The 19,296-nt window shown below is 26.3% G+C and carries 10 protein-coding genes, 1 tRNA gene, 1 pseudogene and 1 riboswitch; of the genes and pseudogenes, 2 read left to right on the top strand and 10 right to left on the bottom strand.

The features are described 5' to 3' along the window. Positions 1–182 precede the first annotated feature (182 nt). Both EXC48_RS02960 and EXC48_RS02965 read right to left on the bottom strand, forming a co-directional pair. Positions 183–1,277 (bottom strand): IS30 family transposase, encoded by a 1,095-nt coding sequence (locus EXC48_RS02960; protein WP_129720700.1) that lies wholly within the window; start codon positions 1,275–1,277, stop codon positions 183–185. A 452-nt stretch (positions 1,278–1,729) separates the two neighbouring features. Further along, positions 1,730–2,937: pseudogene (locus EXC48_RS02965) on the bottom strand (IS256 family transposase). 329 nt (positions 2,938–3,266) lie between these two features. On the opposite strand from EXC48_RS02965, the gene EXC48_RS02970 reads away from it, so the two are divergent. Continuing rightward, positions 3,267–6,404 (top strand): DUF4116 domain-containing protein, encoded by a 3,138-nt coding sequence (locus EXC48_RS02970; protein ID WP_129720701.1) that lies wholly within the window; start codon positions 3,267–3,269, stop codon positions 6,402–6,404. A gap of 1,167 nt (positions 6,405–7,571) precedes the next feature. On the opposite strand, the gene EXC48_RS02975 is transcribed toward EXC48_RS02970, so the two are convergent. From EXC48_RS02975 to EXC48_RS02995, 5 genes are all read right to left on the bottom strand, one after another. Next, positions 7,572–8,855, bottom strand: coding sequence for an McrC family protein (locus EXC48_RS02975; RefSeq protein WP_129720702.1), 1,284 nt, complete (start codon positions 8,853–8,855; stop codon positions 7,572–7,574). Beyond that, positions 8,845–10,593, bottom strand: a complete 1,749-nt coding sequence (locus EXC48_RS02980; protein WP_223216318.1) for an McrB family protein — start codon at positions 10,591–10,593, stop codon at positions 8,845–8,847. Before EXC48_RS02980 ends, EXC48_RS02975 begins: the two co-directional genes overlap by 11 nt. 176 nt (positions 10,594–10,769) lie before the next feature. Further along, on the bottom strand, positions 10,770–10,994 hold the full coding sequence (locus tag EXC48_RS02985; protein WP_129720703.1) for a hypothetical protein: 225 nt from the start codon (positions 10,992–10,994) through the stop codon (positions 10,770–10,772). A 31-nt stretch (positions 10,995–11,025) separates the two neighbouring features. Next, on the bottom strand, positions 11,026–12,090 hold the full coding sequence (locus EXC48_RS02990; RefSeq protein ID WP_129720704.1) for a DUF4116 domain-containing protein: 1,065 nt from the start codon (positions 12,088–12,090) through the stop codon (positions 11,026–11,028). Between the two features lie 100 nt (positions 12,091–12,190). Beyond that, a riboswitch (SAM riboswitch) is annotated at positions 12,191–12,280 on the bottom strand. Positions 12,281–12,736: 456 nt separating this feature from the next. Next, a complete protein-coding gene (locus EXC48_RS02995) occupies positions 12,737–13,924 on the bottom strand; it encodes a phosphoglycerate kinase (protein WP_129720705.1) in 1,188 nt (395 codons plus the stop codon). A gap of 667 nt (positions 13,925–14,591) precedes the next feature. Between EXC48_RS02995 and EXC48_RS03000 the strand changes: the two genes are divergently transcribed. After that, a tRNA-Ser gene (locus EXC48_RS03000) sits at positions 14,592–14,682 on the top strand. A 297-nt stretch (positions 14,683–14,979) separates the two neighbouring features. Here the strand turns inward: EXC48_RS03000 and pfkA are convergent. From pfkA to EXC48_RS03015, 3 genes are read right to left on the bottom strand one after another with little or no spacing between them, the layout of a single operon-like run. Further along, positions 14,980–15,957, bottom strand: a complete 978-nt coding sequence (gene pfkA / locus EXC48_RS03005) for a 6-phosphofructokinase (protein ID WP_129720706.1) — start codon at positions 15,955–15,957, stop codon at positions 14,980–14,982. 13 nt (positions 15,958–15,970) lie between these two features. Then, positions 15,971–16,804, bottom strand: coding sequence for a bifunctional 5,10-methylenetetrahydrofolate dehydrogenase/5,10-methenyltetrahydrofolate cyclohydrolase (locus EXC48_RS03010; RefSeq protein WP_015287407.1), 834 nt, complete (start codon positions 16,802–16,804; stop codon positions 15,971–15,973). Continuing rightward, complete coding sequence (locus tag EXC48_RS03015; protein ID WP_129720707.1) at positions 16,792–19,278, bottom strand: valine--tRNA ligase; 2,487 nt, start codon at positions 19,276–19,278, stop codon at positions 16,792–16,794. Before EXC48_RS03015 ends, EXC48_RS03010 begins: the two co-directional genes overlap by 13 nt. Positions 19,279–19,296 lie beyond the last annotated feature (18 nt).

Here is a 19,296-nt window from a genome sequence, read left to right on the forward strand (position 1 = left end):
CAACAATATAATTAAAAAAATCCCTCCCATTAGAACCTTAAAAACGATTAAGTTTTTGGGTTCTAATGGGAGGGATTCCCAAAATGCAAAGTCAAGTGCAACACTTATTTTGCATAAAAATAACAATCATGAATTGTAAAAATGATTGTTATTTTTTTATTTAGAAAATTTAAAAAATTTATTTATTTTATTTTTTTAAAAAATAAATTTCTACTTGTGTTTGAAGTTCTTTTTTTCTGATTATAAATATAAAGAGGTTCTTCCTTAGGTATTTCCTTTCAAGGTTCATCTCTATAATTTAAATTAAAAAATAATTCATCAGCAGAGAAATAATTATGAATTTTTCTTGGCATATTGTTTATGGTCTTTTGAAGGTCATAAATTTCTTTTTCCGATATTTTGTTGAAATTTGTTCCTTTAGGAAATTCTCTTCTTACCAATCCATTAAAATTTTCATTTAGTCCTTTTTGGAAGGAAGCGTAAGGATCAGCTTGATAAATTGGTATGTTTAACCTATAGCCAATATAAAATAAAGCTTTAAATTCAAATCCATTATCAGTAGTTATTGATTTAACATTTAGTTTGTAAATTTTAATATATTCCCAAAGCTTTAATATTAATTTCCATGGATTCTTGTTTTCTAATTTTATTATAAGTCCTCATCTTGTTTTTCTTTCAGTAAATGTTAATAAATGGGATGATAAACTACTTCTTTTTCCGACTATTAAGTCTATCTCTCAATGACCAAATTCATTCTCAAAATTTTTATTAAAACCCCTTGTCCATATAGGTTTTACTATTCTATTACCGACTAAAGTTTTGACAACATCATGTGTTTTTCTTCCTTTATTATATTTTCTTAAACGTTGTTTCGAATCCAATACTCATAGACCACTATTTATTCAATTAAATACTGTTCTTAAAGTAGGTATTTTAAATTTGAAATGATGTTGAATATAAAAATGAGTTAGATCTACTCCAAAATATTTTTTGTTAAATTTTAAAATAAATTGATTAGTAAATTCTTCATATTTATTTATATTATTAATGAGTTTAATTTGTTCTTTTCACCTTATTCTATTTAAATGTTTGTTATGTGCTTCCATACCAATATAACCATTTTCAGTTGAATTATTTTTAATTTCTCTTAGTACTGATGATTTTGTGTAACCTAAAATTTGAGAAATTTCAGAAATTGGAGTTTCAAACTTTTTAAGTAAAATTTCTAATTCAATTCTTTTTTCTAAGTTAAAATGTTTATAATTAATAATGAGCACCTCCTGAGTTTATAAATTGGTGCTTTTTCTTTTTTAAAGCACCAATTTAATTTTATATTTTATTAAGAAAAGAATAATAAAATTTCCCCCACCCAAACACATAAAAACAATTAAGTTTTTTTGTGTTTGGGTGGGGGAAATTTTTAATTAAGCTGTTGCACTTGACTTTGCAATTCAGCAATCCCTCCCATTAGAACCTTAAAAACGATTAAGTTTTTGGGTTCTAATGGGAGGGATTTTATTATTATTTTCTTAATAAAAAATAAAATTAAATTAAACAGGGAAAATTTTTTGGTACTGTAGGATATTTTGTGTAAATTCTCTTTTGCTAACAAAAAATGTTAGAGATTTGAGAATAACAAACACAAATCTAAGTAAATTATAACAAAAAACAAACATACTCTATAATTAAATACAAGGCAAGCCCTGATTTATTAAGTATGTTCGTTTTTTTATTCTTCTTCAAATGCAATTTTTAACTGATTCAAAATTTGACCTCAATTTTGAGTTATTTTATCTCACTTTTTAAGTTGATTTTGAATTGCAAAATAAACAATTTTCATAAGTGATTCTTCAGTTGGAAAAGATGTCTTATTTTTAGAAATTTTTCTAATGTTTCTATTTAAATTTTCAATAACGTTAGTTGTATAAATTAATTTTCTAATCTCTGATGGAAAATTAAAGAAAGTCACTAATTCATCAAAATTGTCTCTTCAACTTTTAATTGCATAACTATACTTTGAGTTTCATTTGTTTTCAAAAACTTCTAAAAATCTTGATGCTTCATCTATATTATTAGCTTGGTAAATATTTTTCATATCAATTGTAAATTCTTTAATGTCTTTATAATTTACGAATTTAACAGAATTCCTTATTTGGTGGACAACGCATTTTTGAATTTGTGTTTTAGGAAAAACTGCTTTTATAGCGTTTGAAATCCCGGCAAGATTATCACTTGACATTAAATATATTTCCTGAACACCTCTTAATTTTATATCATTAAACACTTGCATTCAGTACTTTGAGCTTTCTGACTCATCGATTCAAAACCCTAAAACATCTTTATAACCGTCAATTGAATAACCCATAACAATATAAACTGACTTTTCTACAAGTCTGTTTTCTTCTTTAACCTTAAATCTAATGCCATCAATAAATATCATTGCATAAGTTCTTTCTAATGGTCTATTTTGTCACTCAACTATTTGTGGCATTATTTTATCGGTAACTCTGCTGAGAAAACTTGGATCAACATCAACTCCATAAATTTCATGTAAGGTATCAGATATATCTCTTGTTGATACACCCTTTGAATATAAGTTTATAATTTGACTCTCTATTTTGGAAATATCATACTGATATTTCAGAATAATATGAGGTTCAAATTCAGAATTTCTATCTCTTGGGATTTCCAATTCAACATTCCCAAAACTATATTTAACTGTTTTTTTATACGAACCATTTCTATAATTATTCTTAATTCTATTTTTATGTTCATATCTATCATAACCTAAGTGTTTCTTCATTTCTTCTTCAAGAATCGACTGAATAAGATTCTAGTGTTATTTTTAACTATTTCATAAACTTCTTCTATCGTAGTTGGTTTAAATTTTTCATAAAGTTCTTTAGAACTCATTAAAGAATTTTCACTTTTTTTCATAAATTAAAAAATCTTCTATATTAAATATTCTATTATAAATATTTGTTATTTGGAGATTTACACAAAATTATCTACACTACTGAAGAATTATTAATAGTATCAAAAATAACTAATTATTTTTAAAACATAACACAAAACTCTGAATCTTTATAGGTTCAGAGTTTTGTGTTCATACTAAATTAAACAATAAGTAAACAAAATTTTTGCTTTTAGTAGCTTGATATATCAAGAATTTAAAAACTGCTTTTTTTTTTTTTTTTGCAAAAATATAAGTGATAAATGCATTTTATTTTATTATAAAAAAATAATATAAATTCATAAGAAAGGAAATGATGAATAAAATTAAAAAAGTTTTAGTACTTAGTTCACTAAGTGCTATATTGCCTTTTACAATTGTTTCTTGTGCAAATGAAACAAATGATGGTAATGGACGAAAAAATAATTCTGATAAAGATAAAATAAAACCAGAAAATAAAGAAATTCAAAATGCTCAAGATAAAAATGAAAACATTAATGGGCAAAAACCTAGTGATACACCAAATAACAACACAAAATTAAAAAAAGATGAAAAATTAAATGATAAAGCTAATAATATAAATAACAACAAGCAAGAAGATAATGTTGATATTATTGATTCAAAGAAATTAGATGAAAAAACAATAAAATCAATTGAAAATCAATATTTAGATCTTATAGAAAATAAAGCAATAAGTAAAAGTTTTTTTATTAATTCTTCAGTTGAAGTTATAAAAAAGTTAAATGTTAAAAATTATAAAAAATTTGTGCTTGAGGCGGTGAAGCAGGATGGTTTTGCGTTGAGGGATGCTTCAGATGAGCTGAAAAAAGAGTTTGGGAAAAATAGAGATATAATGCTTGAGGCGGTGAAACAGAATGGTTGAGCGTTGGAGTATGCTTCAGAGGAGCTTAAAAGAGATAGAGAAGTAGTACTTGAGGCGGTGAAGCGGGATGGCGGTGCGTTGCAGTTTGCTTCAGAGGAGTTGCAAAATGATAAAGATGTTGTGCTTGAAGCAGTGAAGCAAGATGGTCGTGCGTTGAAGTATGCTTCGAAAGAGTTGAAAAAGGATAAAGATGTTGTGCTTGAGGCGGTGAAGCAGAATGGTTATGTGTTGTGGGATGCTTCAGATGAGTTGTTGAAAAAAGATAAAGATGTTATGCTTGAGGTGATGAAGCGGTATGGTGATATCTTCCTAAATAATTTTAACCCATTTTTTTTCTCAGATGAGATAAAAAAAGAGTTTGGGAAAAATAGAAATATAATGCTTGAGGCGGTGAAGCGGGATGGTTATGCGTTACAGTTTGCTTCAGAGGAGTTGAAAAAGGATAGAGAAGTAGTGCTGGAGGCGATGAAGCAGGTTGGTGATATCTTCCTAAATGAGTTTACCTCAGATGAGCTGAAAAAAGAGTTTGGGAAAAATAGAGATATAATGCTTGAGGCGGTGAAGCGGAATGGTTATGCGTTACAGTATGCTTCAAAGGAATTAAAAAAGGATAAAGATGTTGTGCTTGAGGCGGTGAAGCGGAATGCCGGTGCGTTGAGTTTTGCTTCAGAAGAGTTGAAAAAAGATAAAGCATTTGTGCTTGAGGCGGTGAAACAGAATGGTTGAGCGTTGGAGTATGCTTCAGAGGAGTTGAAAAAGGATAAAGCATTTGTGCTTGAGGCGGTGAAGCAAAATGATAATATCTTTCAGCTTGCTTCAAATGGGATGAAAAAAGAGTTTGGGAAAAATAAAAATATAATGCTTGAGGCGGTGAAGCGGGATGGTTATGCGTTACAGTTTGCTTCAGAGGAGTTGAAAAAGGATAAAGCATTTGTGCTTGAGGCGGTGAAGCGGGATGGCGGTGCGTTGCAGTTTGCTTCAGAGGAGTTGCAAAATGATAAAGATGTTGTGCTTGAAGCAGTGAAGCAAGATGGTCGTGCGTTGAAGTATGCTTCGAAAGAGTTGAGAGAAGAGTTAGAAAAAAAATTATGAAAAGATAGAAAATTTGTGCTTGAGGCGGTGAAGCGGGATGGTTATGCGTTACAGTTTGCTTCAGAGGAGTTGAAAAAGGATAAAGCATTTGTGCTTGAGACGGTGAAGCGGAATGGTTGAGCGTTACAGTATGCTTCAGAGGAATTAAAAAAGGATAAAAATGTTGTGCTGGAGGCAATGAAGCAGGTTGGTGATATCCTCCTAAATGAGTTTACCTCAGATGAGATGAAAAAAGAGTTTGGGAAAAATAGAGATATTGTGCTTGAGGCAGCGAAAAGAAACAAAGGGGCGTTGAGGTTTGCTTCGAAGGAATTATGAAGTGATAGAGAATTTGTGCTTGAGGCGATGAAACAGGTTGGTGATATCTTCCTAAATAGGTTTGAACCATTTATCCCATATGAGATGAAAAAAGAGTTAGAAAAGGAAGAGTTATGAAAAGATAGAAAATTTTTGCTTGAGGTGGTGAAGTGGGATGGTTTTGCGTTGTATTATGCTTCAGAGGAGTTGAAAAAAGATAAAGCATTTATGCTTGAGGCTGTGAAGCAAAATTATGAAGCGTTGGAGTTTGCTTCAGATGAGTTGAGAGAAGAGTTTGGGAAAAATAGAGATATAATGCTTGAAGCGGTGAAGCGGAATGGTTGAGCGTTGCAGTTTACTTCAGATAAGCTGAAAAATGATAGAGCAGTAGTGCTTGAGGCGGTGAAGCAGAATGGTGGTGCGTTGAAGTATGCTTCAGAAGAGTTAAAAAGGGATAAAACAGTAGTACTTGAGGCGGTGAAGCAGAATGGTCGTGCATTGGAGTATGCTTCGAAAGAGTTGAAAAATGATAAAGATGTTGTGCTTGAAGCGGTGAAGTGGGATGGTTATACGTTACAGTATGCTTCAGATGAGTTGAAAAAGGATAAAGATGTTGTGCTTGAGGCGGTGAAGCAGAATGGTTATGTGTTGTGGGATGCTTCAGATGAGTTGAAAAAGGATAAAGAATTTATATCTGAAATTATAAAAATTAATCCATATATTATTCTTTCTTTTATTAATGATATTCATAGACCAGGAGAAATTCAATTAGATAACTCATTGCTTAATATTCTTTACTCATATAAAACCTTAAACTTTATTGACTTTAACTATACTGACTATATTCTAAGACCCAATGATTCATTCGGACATAATAAAGAAAATCAAAACAAAATAAATTTATCAAATCTGCTTGAAAAAGTAATACCACATACTCGAGATAGAACTTACAAATACAAAGACCTTAAAAACCTAATAGATAATTCTAATGAAGATAAACAAAACCTAATAAGTATTTTAGTAAAAGAACCTGATTTACTAAAATATATTCCATATCAATTTTCAAATGATAAAGAATTTATTAGTTTAATTGCTAAACAAAATAAAGATATTATAAAATTTGCTTCTAGAAGACTTCAATATGATGAAGAATTTATTAATAGTATCAAAAATAACTAATTATTTTAAAATGTAAAAAGCACAATGCTTGAAATTTGTTAATAAAACAACAATCATTAATAAAATAAAGATTGTTGTTTTTTGTAATTTTAAAAAGAATTAAATTATTTTTAATAAAAATTGTTTATTTCACAATTAGAAATCAACTTAAAAAGTGAGATAAAATAACTCAAAATTGAGGTCAAATTTTAAATCAGTTAAAAATTGTATTTGAAGAAGAATAAAAAAACGAACATACTCAATAAATCAGGGCTTGCCCTGTATTTAATTATAGAGTATGTTTGTTTTTTTTTGTTATAATCTACTTAGATTTGTGTTTGTTATTCTCAAATCTCTAACATTTTTTGTTAGCAAAAGAGAATTTACATAAAATATCCTACAGTCCCGTGACTGCAACTTTGTTTTATTTGTTCCTTTAATATTCCCAATTTAAGACAATTAAAATATTCTTTTGATGACTTATTACCAATTTTATTATTTATATCTTTTTTCTATGTAAACATAATTAGCAATCTGGTTATATAAGTTTTTTTCAATTTTATTTTTGCTCAAATAATCTTTAGGAAACAAAAGGTGAATATCACCCTTTTTGAAAATATCAACAATTTTTGTATGATTAGAAAATAATGCTATATCAATTTCCCTTATTTGAATTGCTAAATAAAGGAAAAATATTGGTGAAATCAAATTTGTAGTTTTTTATTCTTAAGGTATTTACTTACGTTAAAAATGTCTTATAATTCTGTTTCATTCGTTTCTTTAATATCTTTATCAAATTTAAATTCTATGTAGAAAAATATTTTTCTGTCATTAACATCATAACAAATCATTCTCTTACACATTTTCAAATTAGTTGCTCTTTTTTTTTTTTTTTTATCTTAATAGAAGGAAAAAAATATAAGTAAAATTTATATTATGTTTAGATTTAAAGAATTAAATTTAAGATTTATCTCAATAATCATTTATTAAAATTATCTAAACTATATTTATTATCAAAATCTTTTAAACATTCTTAAGGTGTCTAAAATGAAATTTTAGCTTTTTTATTTTCAATATTGCCTTAAGTATTTTTTTAAAATGATCCTAAACACTATGCATTAAGTATGTTAAAAACCCCAGAAGTGCTTGATGATCACCACATTTTTTAATGAGGTAATTTTAATTTTCTTACAAAAACAAATTTTCAATTTCCTTAAATGGGTCATTTGTTAAATCGAAAAAGATAATTTCTAGAACCAATTTATTATTATCGCCAGAAGAGAAAAACCTAAAACTATTAATATTTTTATATTTCGGATATATTAGATATGATTTTTCTGACTTATACTGAGCATTATATGCAAAAATTTGATAAAAATCAGATTGGGAAATATCACTTTCTTTTTCTATTGTTTTCCATTTTACGTCTATAACGTAAGTTTTTTCCGATTTATTAACAACAATATCTGGTCTTAAAGGAACTTTTTTATAAGCAAATAATCAATGTGACTTGTCTTGAAGTTTTGTTTTATAATTTTTCTTATGACCAGTTTTTTCGATAATTTTACTTATATAAGATTCAAACAAAAAATGCATATTAAATAACAAAGCTTTTACATTATGATTCCCAGAAAAATTTATAAAACTATTGTTTCTTAAAAAAATTATTGATCATTCGATTATGTCTTTGTAATAAAAATTATTTTTATTAAAAATTATTTTTCTATAATCATTTTCAAAATTTTTACTGCTTTCAACGTCTAAAAAATAACTAAGCAAATTATTTATTGTTTTTTGAATATTTATATTTTTAGTCTCTTTTTTGAGTTTTAATAAAACAGATTTAATTATTTTGTTTTCAGGTTTATTAGAATTATACGAATCATACTTAATATAAAACTTATTTTTATTAATTAAATTTTTATTAATTTGTTCTTTAATTAATAGTTTTCCCTTGATATAATTTTGATTTGACTCTACTTCATGATAAGTGTTTTTTATACCTTTTTTGATTAATTCCCTTATATTATTTAGATAGATTAATACAAAAATATCATATATATCCATTTTTGAAGAATCTTGTGATGATGTATTAAAACTCATGTGCTTAAAATTCATTAATGATTCCAACATTTTTTTAAAAACATCTTTAGCTTTAGAAATATTTAAATATTCATCTTCGTTTTTATTATAAATTTTTGGAATAATTTCAATTTGAATACCATTTTTAAACATTATGGTTCCAATGTAATTTTTAAATTTTAAATATTCAATACCGAATCTATTGTAGCCAAATTCTCAAAATAAATTTATTTTATTTTCTTTTTCATTATTTTCGGTAAAACTACCCATTTTAAATAAATTATTTTTAATTTCTTGAAAATAAAAATTGCCTTCTTCACCAAATTTACTTTCCAAAGATTTGGCACTTATTTTTTCGTACTCTATAACAGATATCAATTTATTTTTCATAAATTTTTTTGTAACTTAAAGGGTTATCAAAGGCATTTTCATTAATTTCGTAAATATTTTTGTCATCAAACTCATACTGACTATTGAATATATCTTTATCAAATTCTTTTTTTATGAAGAATTGTTGATCTTTTTGTTCTTTGAATTGATCGCCTAAAATTAATGCTATTTTTTCAAAGTCATCATAAAAATAATCTTGTAATAAAGGGATGATATTTGCTTTAAATATGTTTTTTATTTTAAAAAATTTCTCATCTTCAGAAAGATCCGTAGCATTTTTTATATCTAAAAAATATGAATGACCAATTATATGATCTTTATCATATAAAATCTCTATTCTATCATTTATTGTTCGAAGCAATTCAGAAATATTAATATCTTTTAAGTGAAAATCTTTTAACAAATCATATCTAGGCTTAAACTCTATAAAATTAAATCTTCTTCTTAAAGCAACATCTAAAGAAGTTATTGATCTATCTGATGTATTCATAGTACCTATTATATATAAGTTTTTCGGTACTGTAAAATCCTCTTTTGAATATGGTAATTTTATTTTGAACTTTTCCCGCTTTGAATCTTCTATCAATGTTATTAATTCACCGAAAATTTTAGATATATTCCCCCTGTTTATTTCATCTATTATTAAAAAATAGTCGTCATTACTTTTTTCTGCTTTTTTGCAAAAATCCTTAAAAATACCTGGCTCTACAATGTACTCAACGCTACCATTTTTTATTTTCGCCCTTAAACCTTCAATAAATTCTTCATAACTATATGATTGATGGAAAGTTATGTTAAGTACGTTGTCTTTTTTATTATTTAAGTGGTCTTTGACTAACTCTAAAGCATTAAAGGTCTTCCCTGTGCCAGGAACACCATAAAAAATAATATTTTTATTAAACTCAAAAATATTTTGTGTCTTTTTGATTTTATTTAAATCATTTTCGTTTCTTTTTCTAATATTCTCATTTTTGGTGGTGTTGTTATCATATGAAATAGAAGATAAATTTAAGAAATTTATAAATCGAGTATATTTAATAATTCTTTCTACTTTTTTATTGAATTTCAAATAACCCTCTTGTTCATTCAGGATAAGATTTATAATGTATTCTTCACTTTTATTATCAAAAATTTGATCTAAATAATCATCCTTTAATTCATCATTAAGTGCGTTGTAACCTTTTTTTAAGAATGAAATAATATTTTTTTGTAAAGGCAATAAGTTTAATGGGTTAATTCAGAATAACCCAAATGTTATGCTTTTATATGTATTTTTAATTCCTTTCGCTTTAAACAATAAATCAGAAAACATTTTTTCATATTTTTCTTTATTTTTAACTTTTTCATTATAATTTACTGTTAATTCAAATAAATTTCATAACAAATCAATATTTTCATCTTCTTCTGATTCGTACTCATTACTCAAGAATCATGCATTTTGTTTGTTTCTTATAACGACACCTTCTCAATCGGTAGGAACTTCTGATTTTATTTTAAAAATGTTTTTTACACTTTCAAAAATAATTGTTCTTTTTTTTATAGAACTATGGGAAAGCAAAATCGAAATAAATGAAAACGGTTCTATATTCTTTCAATTTTTATACTTTTCTGCATCAAATTTATCTTTAATAATTTTAACTTCCTTAAGTTTTCCTAGTAATCCACTATGATCTTTTTTAAAATTCAAAATTTGAATTGATAATTCTTTTAAAAAATTAACTCAACTGTATTTTTCCATATAATCTCCTTCTCCTTTAAGCTATTTCTTACCATTATTATATTATTTTTTAGTAAATAAATTGCTTTTTACTTCTTTAGGATATCGAAATAAACTAAATTAGTATAAATGAATTAATATTCTTTAATATGTGTTATAAATAAAATTAAAATTTACTTAAAATGTATTAAAACTATTTAATCCCTACCTATTTCGAGGTGCATATTTGCTACGACAAGTTTAAGCTTAGTTGAGCTATTTAATTTTAATAATTCACTTGCTCTGCCTTCTTCGATCGATATAATGTTGCTGTTTTGGGTTTTATAATACTGGTTTACGTTTAAAGCGCCGATAAATTCGGCTCCATATAATCTTTTTAATCCTCACATTTCATTTAAATTATCTAATCTCACTAATTTCATTTATTTTATCCTTTAATTACTCTTAATAATACTATCTTTCTTTGTAAGCATCTTCTATTCGTTTATGTTCATCTTTGTAAGCATCTGCTATTCATTTGAATACATCAGGGTCATTCTTAATTTCTTTAGACACATATTCTGAATGTTTTAAAAAATAAATATCTCGCATAGATTTTTTGACTATTTCTTTATCTGCTCTTAATCTATCTGATGAGTTCATTAATTCAGAAGGAGATAATGAAACAGCAAGTAATACAACTTCTTTATCATCTTTTAATTCATCAGACAGAAATTGTAAAGAACCAGGTCTTTTGCTGATTGCTAATAATGCTAATTCTTTATCGTTTTTCAATCTATCTGAGGCATATCTTATTGAATAAGGGTCTTTTTGTATTGCTTGTAAAACAAAATCTTTTTTATCCCTCAATTGACTTGATGTATATTTTAAATTATCACCTTTTTTCTTAATAGCTATTGATGCAAAATCTAAATCATTTTTAAGTCGATCTGAAGCATATTTAAAATTGTTTGGTAATCTTTTGACTGCTAACTCCATTACTTGAGAATCATCTTTAAATTTATCAAATATATCAACCAATATGTCCGGATTTTTTTCTATGGCATCCATTACAAATTTTTTATTATTTCTAAAATCATAGCTTAACATTTTAAATAAATAACTGTGATTTATTATTTTGTTTAAAACGATATTATAATGATCTTCGTTATTAATATCAAAATCAAATAAACTAAAAAAACTTCATAAACTTAAAACTTGCTTAATAAATTTGGTATCATTTAATATTTGCTTATCAACATGTCTTTTTAAAATAAGAGCAATAAAATCGTTTTTTGAATCGTATCATATTTTTTCCAAAAATTTAATTATAAAATCAGAACTCTTTAAATAAGTCTTTTCTAATAATTTTCATGCAGATTCAACCTTTTCATAATTCAATATAAATCTTTCTGTTGAAATTATCGAAACTATTGCATCTATTTCGTTATATTCTTTTATGAGTTCTTCAATTTTTTGTTTTTCAATTATGTTATTTTTAATACAAATACTTGCTAATTCATCAAATATTTTTATCATTTTTTCTCCTTTTTTAATAATTAACAGTAACTAAAAAAGAAAGAAAAAACTTCCTATAGTTATGATAGGAAGTGAATTATTTTTATGAAAATTAAAACCTTCACTATCATACAAGCTTTAGCACTTTGCCTTTGTTAGGTAAGCTGCTGAAGGTTCATAGAGCTTGTCTCTCCCCTTCTCTTTATAGTTACGATAGTATTATAAAAGATTTCTCATTAATCCAAATTAAAAAAATCCGTAGATTATATTTAATTTTTATATCTCGGTTTTTAAAAATTTACTTTATAATTTTTATGTATCCTTAAAATCCTTTCTTTTTATTATAATTTTAGTAAGGATACGCAAAGCTATATGTTGTTATGCTATGCATATAGCTTTTTAATTTATTCATTTTATTTATTATTATAAATATTTTTAAAAAATAATTAAAACTATAATAAATTAACAATTAAATAATTATTTATAATGATAAAGAAGAACAAAAATATTATCATGAAATGTTTAAAGACAAGAATATAAAAATTACTTAAATAAAGATATTAATGAATCTGTTTTATTTAATCTATTTTAAATACAAGGTAAATATTGATTAAAATATCCTTATAAAAAATATAAAAAACAGGCTTGATAGCCTGAATTTTGACAATTATTTTTTATCTTGAATAGCAGCAACACCAGGAAGTTCAACACCTTGAAGTAATTCCAAACTTGCGCCACCACCTGTTGAAACATGTGAGAATTTTGATTCCATTCCAAGTTTTTCAATAGCAGCAACACTATCACCACCACCAACAACAGTATAACAATCTTTTAATGAAGCTATTGCTTTACATACTGCTAAAGTACCATTTTTATAGTTTTCAAATTCAGCAACGCCCATCGGTCCATTTCAAACAACTGTTTTAGCATTTTCGAGTGCTTTTGTTACAGCAATAATTGATTTAGGTCCAAGGTCAAGTGACATATAACCATCTTTAATCATTCCTTCTTGAAATTCTGGTTTTACATCCTTAAATTCTTTTGTAACGGCGTGGTCAATAGGTAAAACAACTTTTTCCTTATATTTTGCTAAAAAATCTTTAGCAAGATTTACAAAATCATCTTCAACTAATGAATTACCGATATTAATTCCCTTAGCTTTCATAAAGGTGTAAGCCATTCCTCCACCAATAATCATTTTGTCAGCTATTTTTGCAAGATTTTCTAAAACTTGGATTTTATCTGAAACTTTTGCACCACCAATAATAGCTACATATGGATGAGCAGGATTTTTAATAGCTTTTTCTAATGAAGAAACTTCTTTTTCCATTAAATATCCAAGCGCTGATTCTTTAATATTTTTTGCTATACCAACATTAGATGCATGTGCTCTATGTGCTGTACCAAATGCATCATTAATAAATACATCTCCTAATGAAGCTCAATATTTACCTAATTCAGGATTATTTTTGCTTTCAGCTTTATTATTTAAATCTTCATAACGGGTGTTTTGTACTAACACTACATCACCAGGTTTCATTGACGCGATTGCATCTTCTAAAACTTTTCCTCTTGTTTCTTCAACGAAATATACTGGTTTACCTAATTGTCTTGCTAATTCAACAGCAACTGGTTTTAGTGAACCTTTTGCTAAATCAGCTTTTTCTTTAATTCTTCCTAAATGAGAAAATAATATAACCTTCCCATTATCCTTAATTATCTTATTAATTGTTGGTAATGCTGCGCTAATTCTTTTTGTTGATGTTATTACGCCATCTTTTATTGGCACATTAAAATCAACTCTTAATAATACTTTTTTATTAGTTAATTTAATATCATTAATTGATTTTTTCATAATTACTCCTACATATTTATTAACATTATTATAAATTATTTTTTATATTTGCACTTAAAAAAATTTTTTAATAGAAACTAGCTAAAAATATTAAAAAATAAATATTTTTAAGAAAAAAAGTAACTTTATATATCTTCATTTTATCGCAAAGGTATGTCCATTTTATTATGGTCACAAATAATTTTAAGGGTATAATGAATTAGAATATCATTTATGAATATCCTTTTGTTTTTAAAGATAATCATCAACCAAAAACCAATATTTGTGCATAGGTTTGATTATTCTCGCAAGGTTCATTAAATTTTTATGAACCAATGGTTCTTATCTAACTATTATGTATTTTATTTTCCAGGAAATAACTTATTAAAAATTAAAAATAATGATCAAATAAGTGTTGAAGATTTACAAACTTGCTGGTAAATTTTATTAAAAAATAATTTATAAGATGTTATTTTAATCAAACACCTTTGGATGACGACACCATTTCTCTTGCATTATCAAAAAAACACCTAAATTAGTAATACTGATGATTAAATGACCATTAATCAAAGAGAGCGACTATTTTAAAAAGTATTTTCAAAAGACTTTTCAAGAGCTTGAAATAATGTAGGTTTATTTTTATAGTTTATAAAAAATTTTTTTATGTTATAATAATTTAGTAATTAATGGAACAGTACTCAAGAGGCTGAAGAGGCGGTCCTGCTAAGACTGTAGGGGAGGCAACTCCCGCGGAGGTTCAAATCCTCTCTGTTCCGCCATTTTTTATATTTTATTATTTTGAAATTTTTTTATTTTCAAAATAATAAATTATTTTTGTTTTTTGTGAAGTGTAATTAATTTTAGAATTTTTGCTTCTTTATATAAATTTTCCATTGTTTAAAATAAAATTTGTATATATTTCTCTTTTTTTATTATATTTTAAAATTTATTATTTGAAGGTTAGTGAAAAACTCCTTTCTTTTTATTTTTGTGGATTTTCTTTTAACACAATCCATAATATATATGAAATATAAAAATGTTTAAAAAATGTTAAGACAAATTATCTTAACATTTTTTTATTTTATCTGATTAAGCTTATTAAACTTAATTGCTTTTTGAACAAATTTATTTTTTGATAAATTGTCCATTGATAAAGCTTCTAAAATTGGGACACCAACTATATCATTATTAATAATTCCTATTGCAAGACCTGATTTACCTTCCAAAAGATATTCGATAGCTTTTTGACCTAATAAAGAAGCTAAAATTCTTTCTTGGGCAGTTGGTTTTCCACCTCTTTGAATGTGATTTAATGGATTAACTCTAGTTGCTCAATTAGTTGCTTTTTGAACATCTTGTTCAAGTTGTTTAATATCATAACATTTTTCAGACACTACTATAACAATGCTTCTACGACCTGGTTGTTTTGTTAATTCGAGTGCTTTTGCTGCAATTTCTTCATGAGTTAATTTATATTGACTTGAAACGATTATTTCTGCTCCAGTAGCTAAACCAGAATAAAGAGCTAAATCACCACAACCATTTCCCATAACTTCAACAATCATAATTCTCTTATGACTTCTTGCAGTATCTCTTATTCTATCAATTGCATCAACAATAGTATTTAAAGCAGTATCATAGCCAATAGTATAGTCACTTGAAGCAATATCATTATCAATTGTTCCAGGAAGTCCAATTGTCTTCAAACCAGCTTCATGCAACAATTGAGCACCTTTATAACTTCCATCTCCACCGATAACTACTAAGGCATCAATATTTCTTTTCTTTAAGTTATTAAGGGCAACTTTTCGAACTTCTGGTTCTTTAAATTCTGGGAATCTAGCTGAATATATACATGTTCCACCTTGATTAAGATAAAAATCTAAATCAATACTATCAGCATTTACAATTTTATCATTATATAAGCCCTTATATCCTTCATAAACCAAATAAGCTTCTAAGTTATTTGCTTTCGCGTGCTTTGCGATTGCTCTTATTGCATTATTCATACCAGGAGCATCACCACCTGAAGTTAAAATAGCAACTTTTTTCATATGTTCTCCTAAATTATTTAATTGCATCAATTAGATTTTTTAATAAACATACCACCGTCATTGGACCTACACCACCAGGTACAGGGGTAATTGCTGAAACCTTATCTTTAACAGATTCAAAATCAACATCACCATAAAGCTCTGCACTTAAATTATCATCGAGATTTGTTCCAACATCAATGACAACAGCGCCTTCTTTAATATTTTCGGCTTTAATTAATCTTGCCACTCCGATCGCAACAATCACAACATCACCTGATTCAACACCTTTTAGTCCGGTTTTTTCATTAAATGTAGCAACATCAACACCTTCTTTTTTAATAATGTGTGCTAGTGGCTTTCCAACAACATGACTTCTCCCAACTACACAAACCTTAACATTTTTCTTATAATTAATATTATAATGATCTAATATTTCAAGTACTGCTCTAGCGGTAGCTGGAACAAAATATTTTTGGTCTAAATCATTATACAACTTAAATTCATTTCTAGTTGTTAAACCATCAAGGTCTTTTTCAAATGGAACAGCGTCCAAAATAACTTGTTTTGGTATATGTCTTGGAAGCGGTAGTTGAATAATTATACCATCAGATTCTTCATTAATATTATCTAATTGCTTTAATAATGAATTTTGAGTTATGTTTTCTTTAAATTTATATAATCTTCCTTCAATGCCGACTTCTTCGCATTTTTTTAATTTAGCCTTAATATACTTGTTTGAAGCAGGATTATCACCAACTTGAACAATTGAAAGAATTGGTTTTCTAGATAAATTTAATGATTCTAATTCTTTTTTTAATTTTAAGGTTTCGGCCTTTGCTAATTCTTTACCACTTAATATTTGCATTTTAATTCATCCTTGTACTTTTCTAAATCTTTTTTATATTTTTCTAATTTATCTTTTTCAAGTTGTACCTTTTCGATAGGAGCATTTTTAACAAACTTTTCATTAGATAAAATATTTTCTGCCCTTTTAATTTCAAATATAATTTGAGAAATCTTATTTTCTAATTCAATTTTATTTTTCGCTTTTTGTTCTTGTGTTTGTTTAATAAATAAATTGTGTTCATTTAGTGAAATCAAAAAATCTTGATTTTCAGCTAGTTCTGCATTCGCTATTTTATTGATTGTATCAATTGCAATTTTTGATAATTCATTAGTATAAAAATAGTAAATAACTTCTTTTTTTGAAATTTTTTGATCTTCACGATATTTTCTAATTTGACTAATTATTGTAATAGCTTCATCTACTTTTTCAGTATCATTATATTTATATAATTTTGGCCATTTTTGTTCTAAAATTTCATTTTGGAATAATTCAAAATATATTTTATCACTAATAAAAGGTAAAAATGGGTGTAACACAATTAATGTCTTTTTCAATACTTCTAAAGCAACTTCTTTATTTTGAGTTGTTTTTAAAAACTCAATATATCAACTACTTAAATCATTAAATAAAAACTTATATATTTCTGTTCCAACAACAGCAAACTCATACTTTTCAAGCATTTTACTAATTATAGAATTTAAGTTAGCTAATTTTGTTAATATCCATTTATCATAATCAGTTTTTAATAAAATTTTATTTTCGGGCATATCTTTGATAAATTTAGCTATATTTCATAATTTATTGTTGATTCTTCAAGCTGATTCAATTTTTTCAGTTGAAAATCTAATATCCATACCTGGTGAAGTGTTTGTTAACAAAAATCATCTTAAAGCGTCTGAACCATACTTATCAATAATATCCATAGGATCAACACCATTATTAGCTGATTTTGACATTTTTTGCCCATTTTGATCACGAATTAATCCATGAAATAATACTTTATCAAATGGAACTTTTTGCATAAATTCTAAACCAAAAAAATACATTCTAGCTACTCAAAAGAAAATAATATCATATCCAGTAACTAATAAACTAGTTGGATAATATCTTTGTAGCATTTTTGTATTTTCTGGTCATCCCATAAAAGTAAATGGAGCAATCCCTGATGAAAATCAAGTGTCTAAAACGTCTTCGTCCTGTTTTCATTCTGGGCCTGGACTTAAAATTTGAACTTTAATTTGATCATCTTTATATCAAGCCGGAATCCGATGTCCTCATCATAATTGTCTAGAAATATTTCAATCATGCACTTTTTCCATTCATTGCTTCATTGTTGTTTTTAGACGTTTAGGATAAAACGTAATACTATCTTTTGATTTAAGATTATTCAAAATTAAATCCTTAAACTTTTCCATTTTTACAAATCATTGGGGTAATACTAATATCTCAACAGGTGTTTTAGAGCGATCTGAAATAGAAACATTAGAAATAACTTCTTCTTTTTTAACTAAAAATCCATTATCTTCTAAATATTTAGCAATAACTTCTCTCGCTTTAAATCTTTCTAAACCTTTAAATCTCGAATCATCATAAGTTATATAACCTTGTTTTGAAATTGATTCAATAATCTCCATATTAAGCTTTTGAATAATTTCAATATCAGCTTCTGCATGGGCTGAAAGCTTCATTAATCCTGTTCCAAAATTTGGATCTACATATTCATCTGCAATGATTGGAATTTTTTTATTTGTTAATGGGTGAATTACATGCAAGCCTTGATATTTTTGATATTTTTTATCATTCGGATTATAAACAATAGCAACATCACTAAGTAAAGTTTCTGTTCTAACTGTTGCAATAATTAAATCATCATTAGTTTCAAAAACTTTATACTTAATATAATACATTGTTTGATTTGTAGGTACGTTATTTACTTCAATATTAGAAATAGCAGTCTGTAACTTTACATCTCAATTAACCGCTTTAATTCCTTTATAAATTAAACCTTTATTATACAAATCAATAAAAACTTTTTGAACAGCTAAATTTGATTTTTCATCAAGTGTAAAACGCTCTTTAGAATAATCTAAAGCAAGTCCTACTTTTGATCATTGCTTTCTAAATAATGCAGCGTATTCTTCTTTTCATTCTCAAGTTTTTTTCAAAAATTCATTTCTACCAAGATCATGTCTAGTTTTTCCAGTTTTTTGATAAATTACATCTTCTACTTTTGATTGTGTAGCAATACCAGCATGATCCATTCCAGGTATTCATAGAACATCAAAACCTTTTAGTTTTTTATATCTAATAATAGTATCAGGTATATAAACATCTAATGCATGCCCAAGATGCAATTTACCAGTAACATTTGGCGGGGGTAACAATATTGAAAAGGGTTTAGCTTTTTCATTATGTTTCATAAAATATTGCTTGTCTCTTCATTTTTGTTCAATACCATCTTCAACAAATAAATGATCATAATTATGCTTCATAAAAACCCTTTCTAAAAA

The sequence above is a fragment of the Mycoplasmopsis cynos genome (assembly GCF_900660545.1).
GTDB classification, from domain to species: domain Bacteria; phylum Bacillota_I; class Bacilli_A; order Mycoplasmatales; family Metamycoplasmataceae; genus Mycoplasmopsis; species Mycoplasmopsis cynos.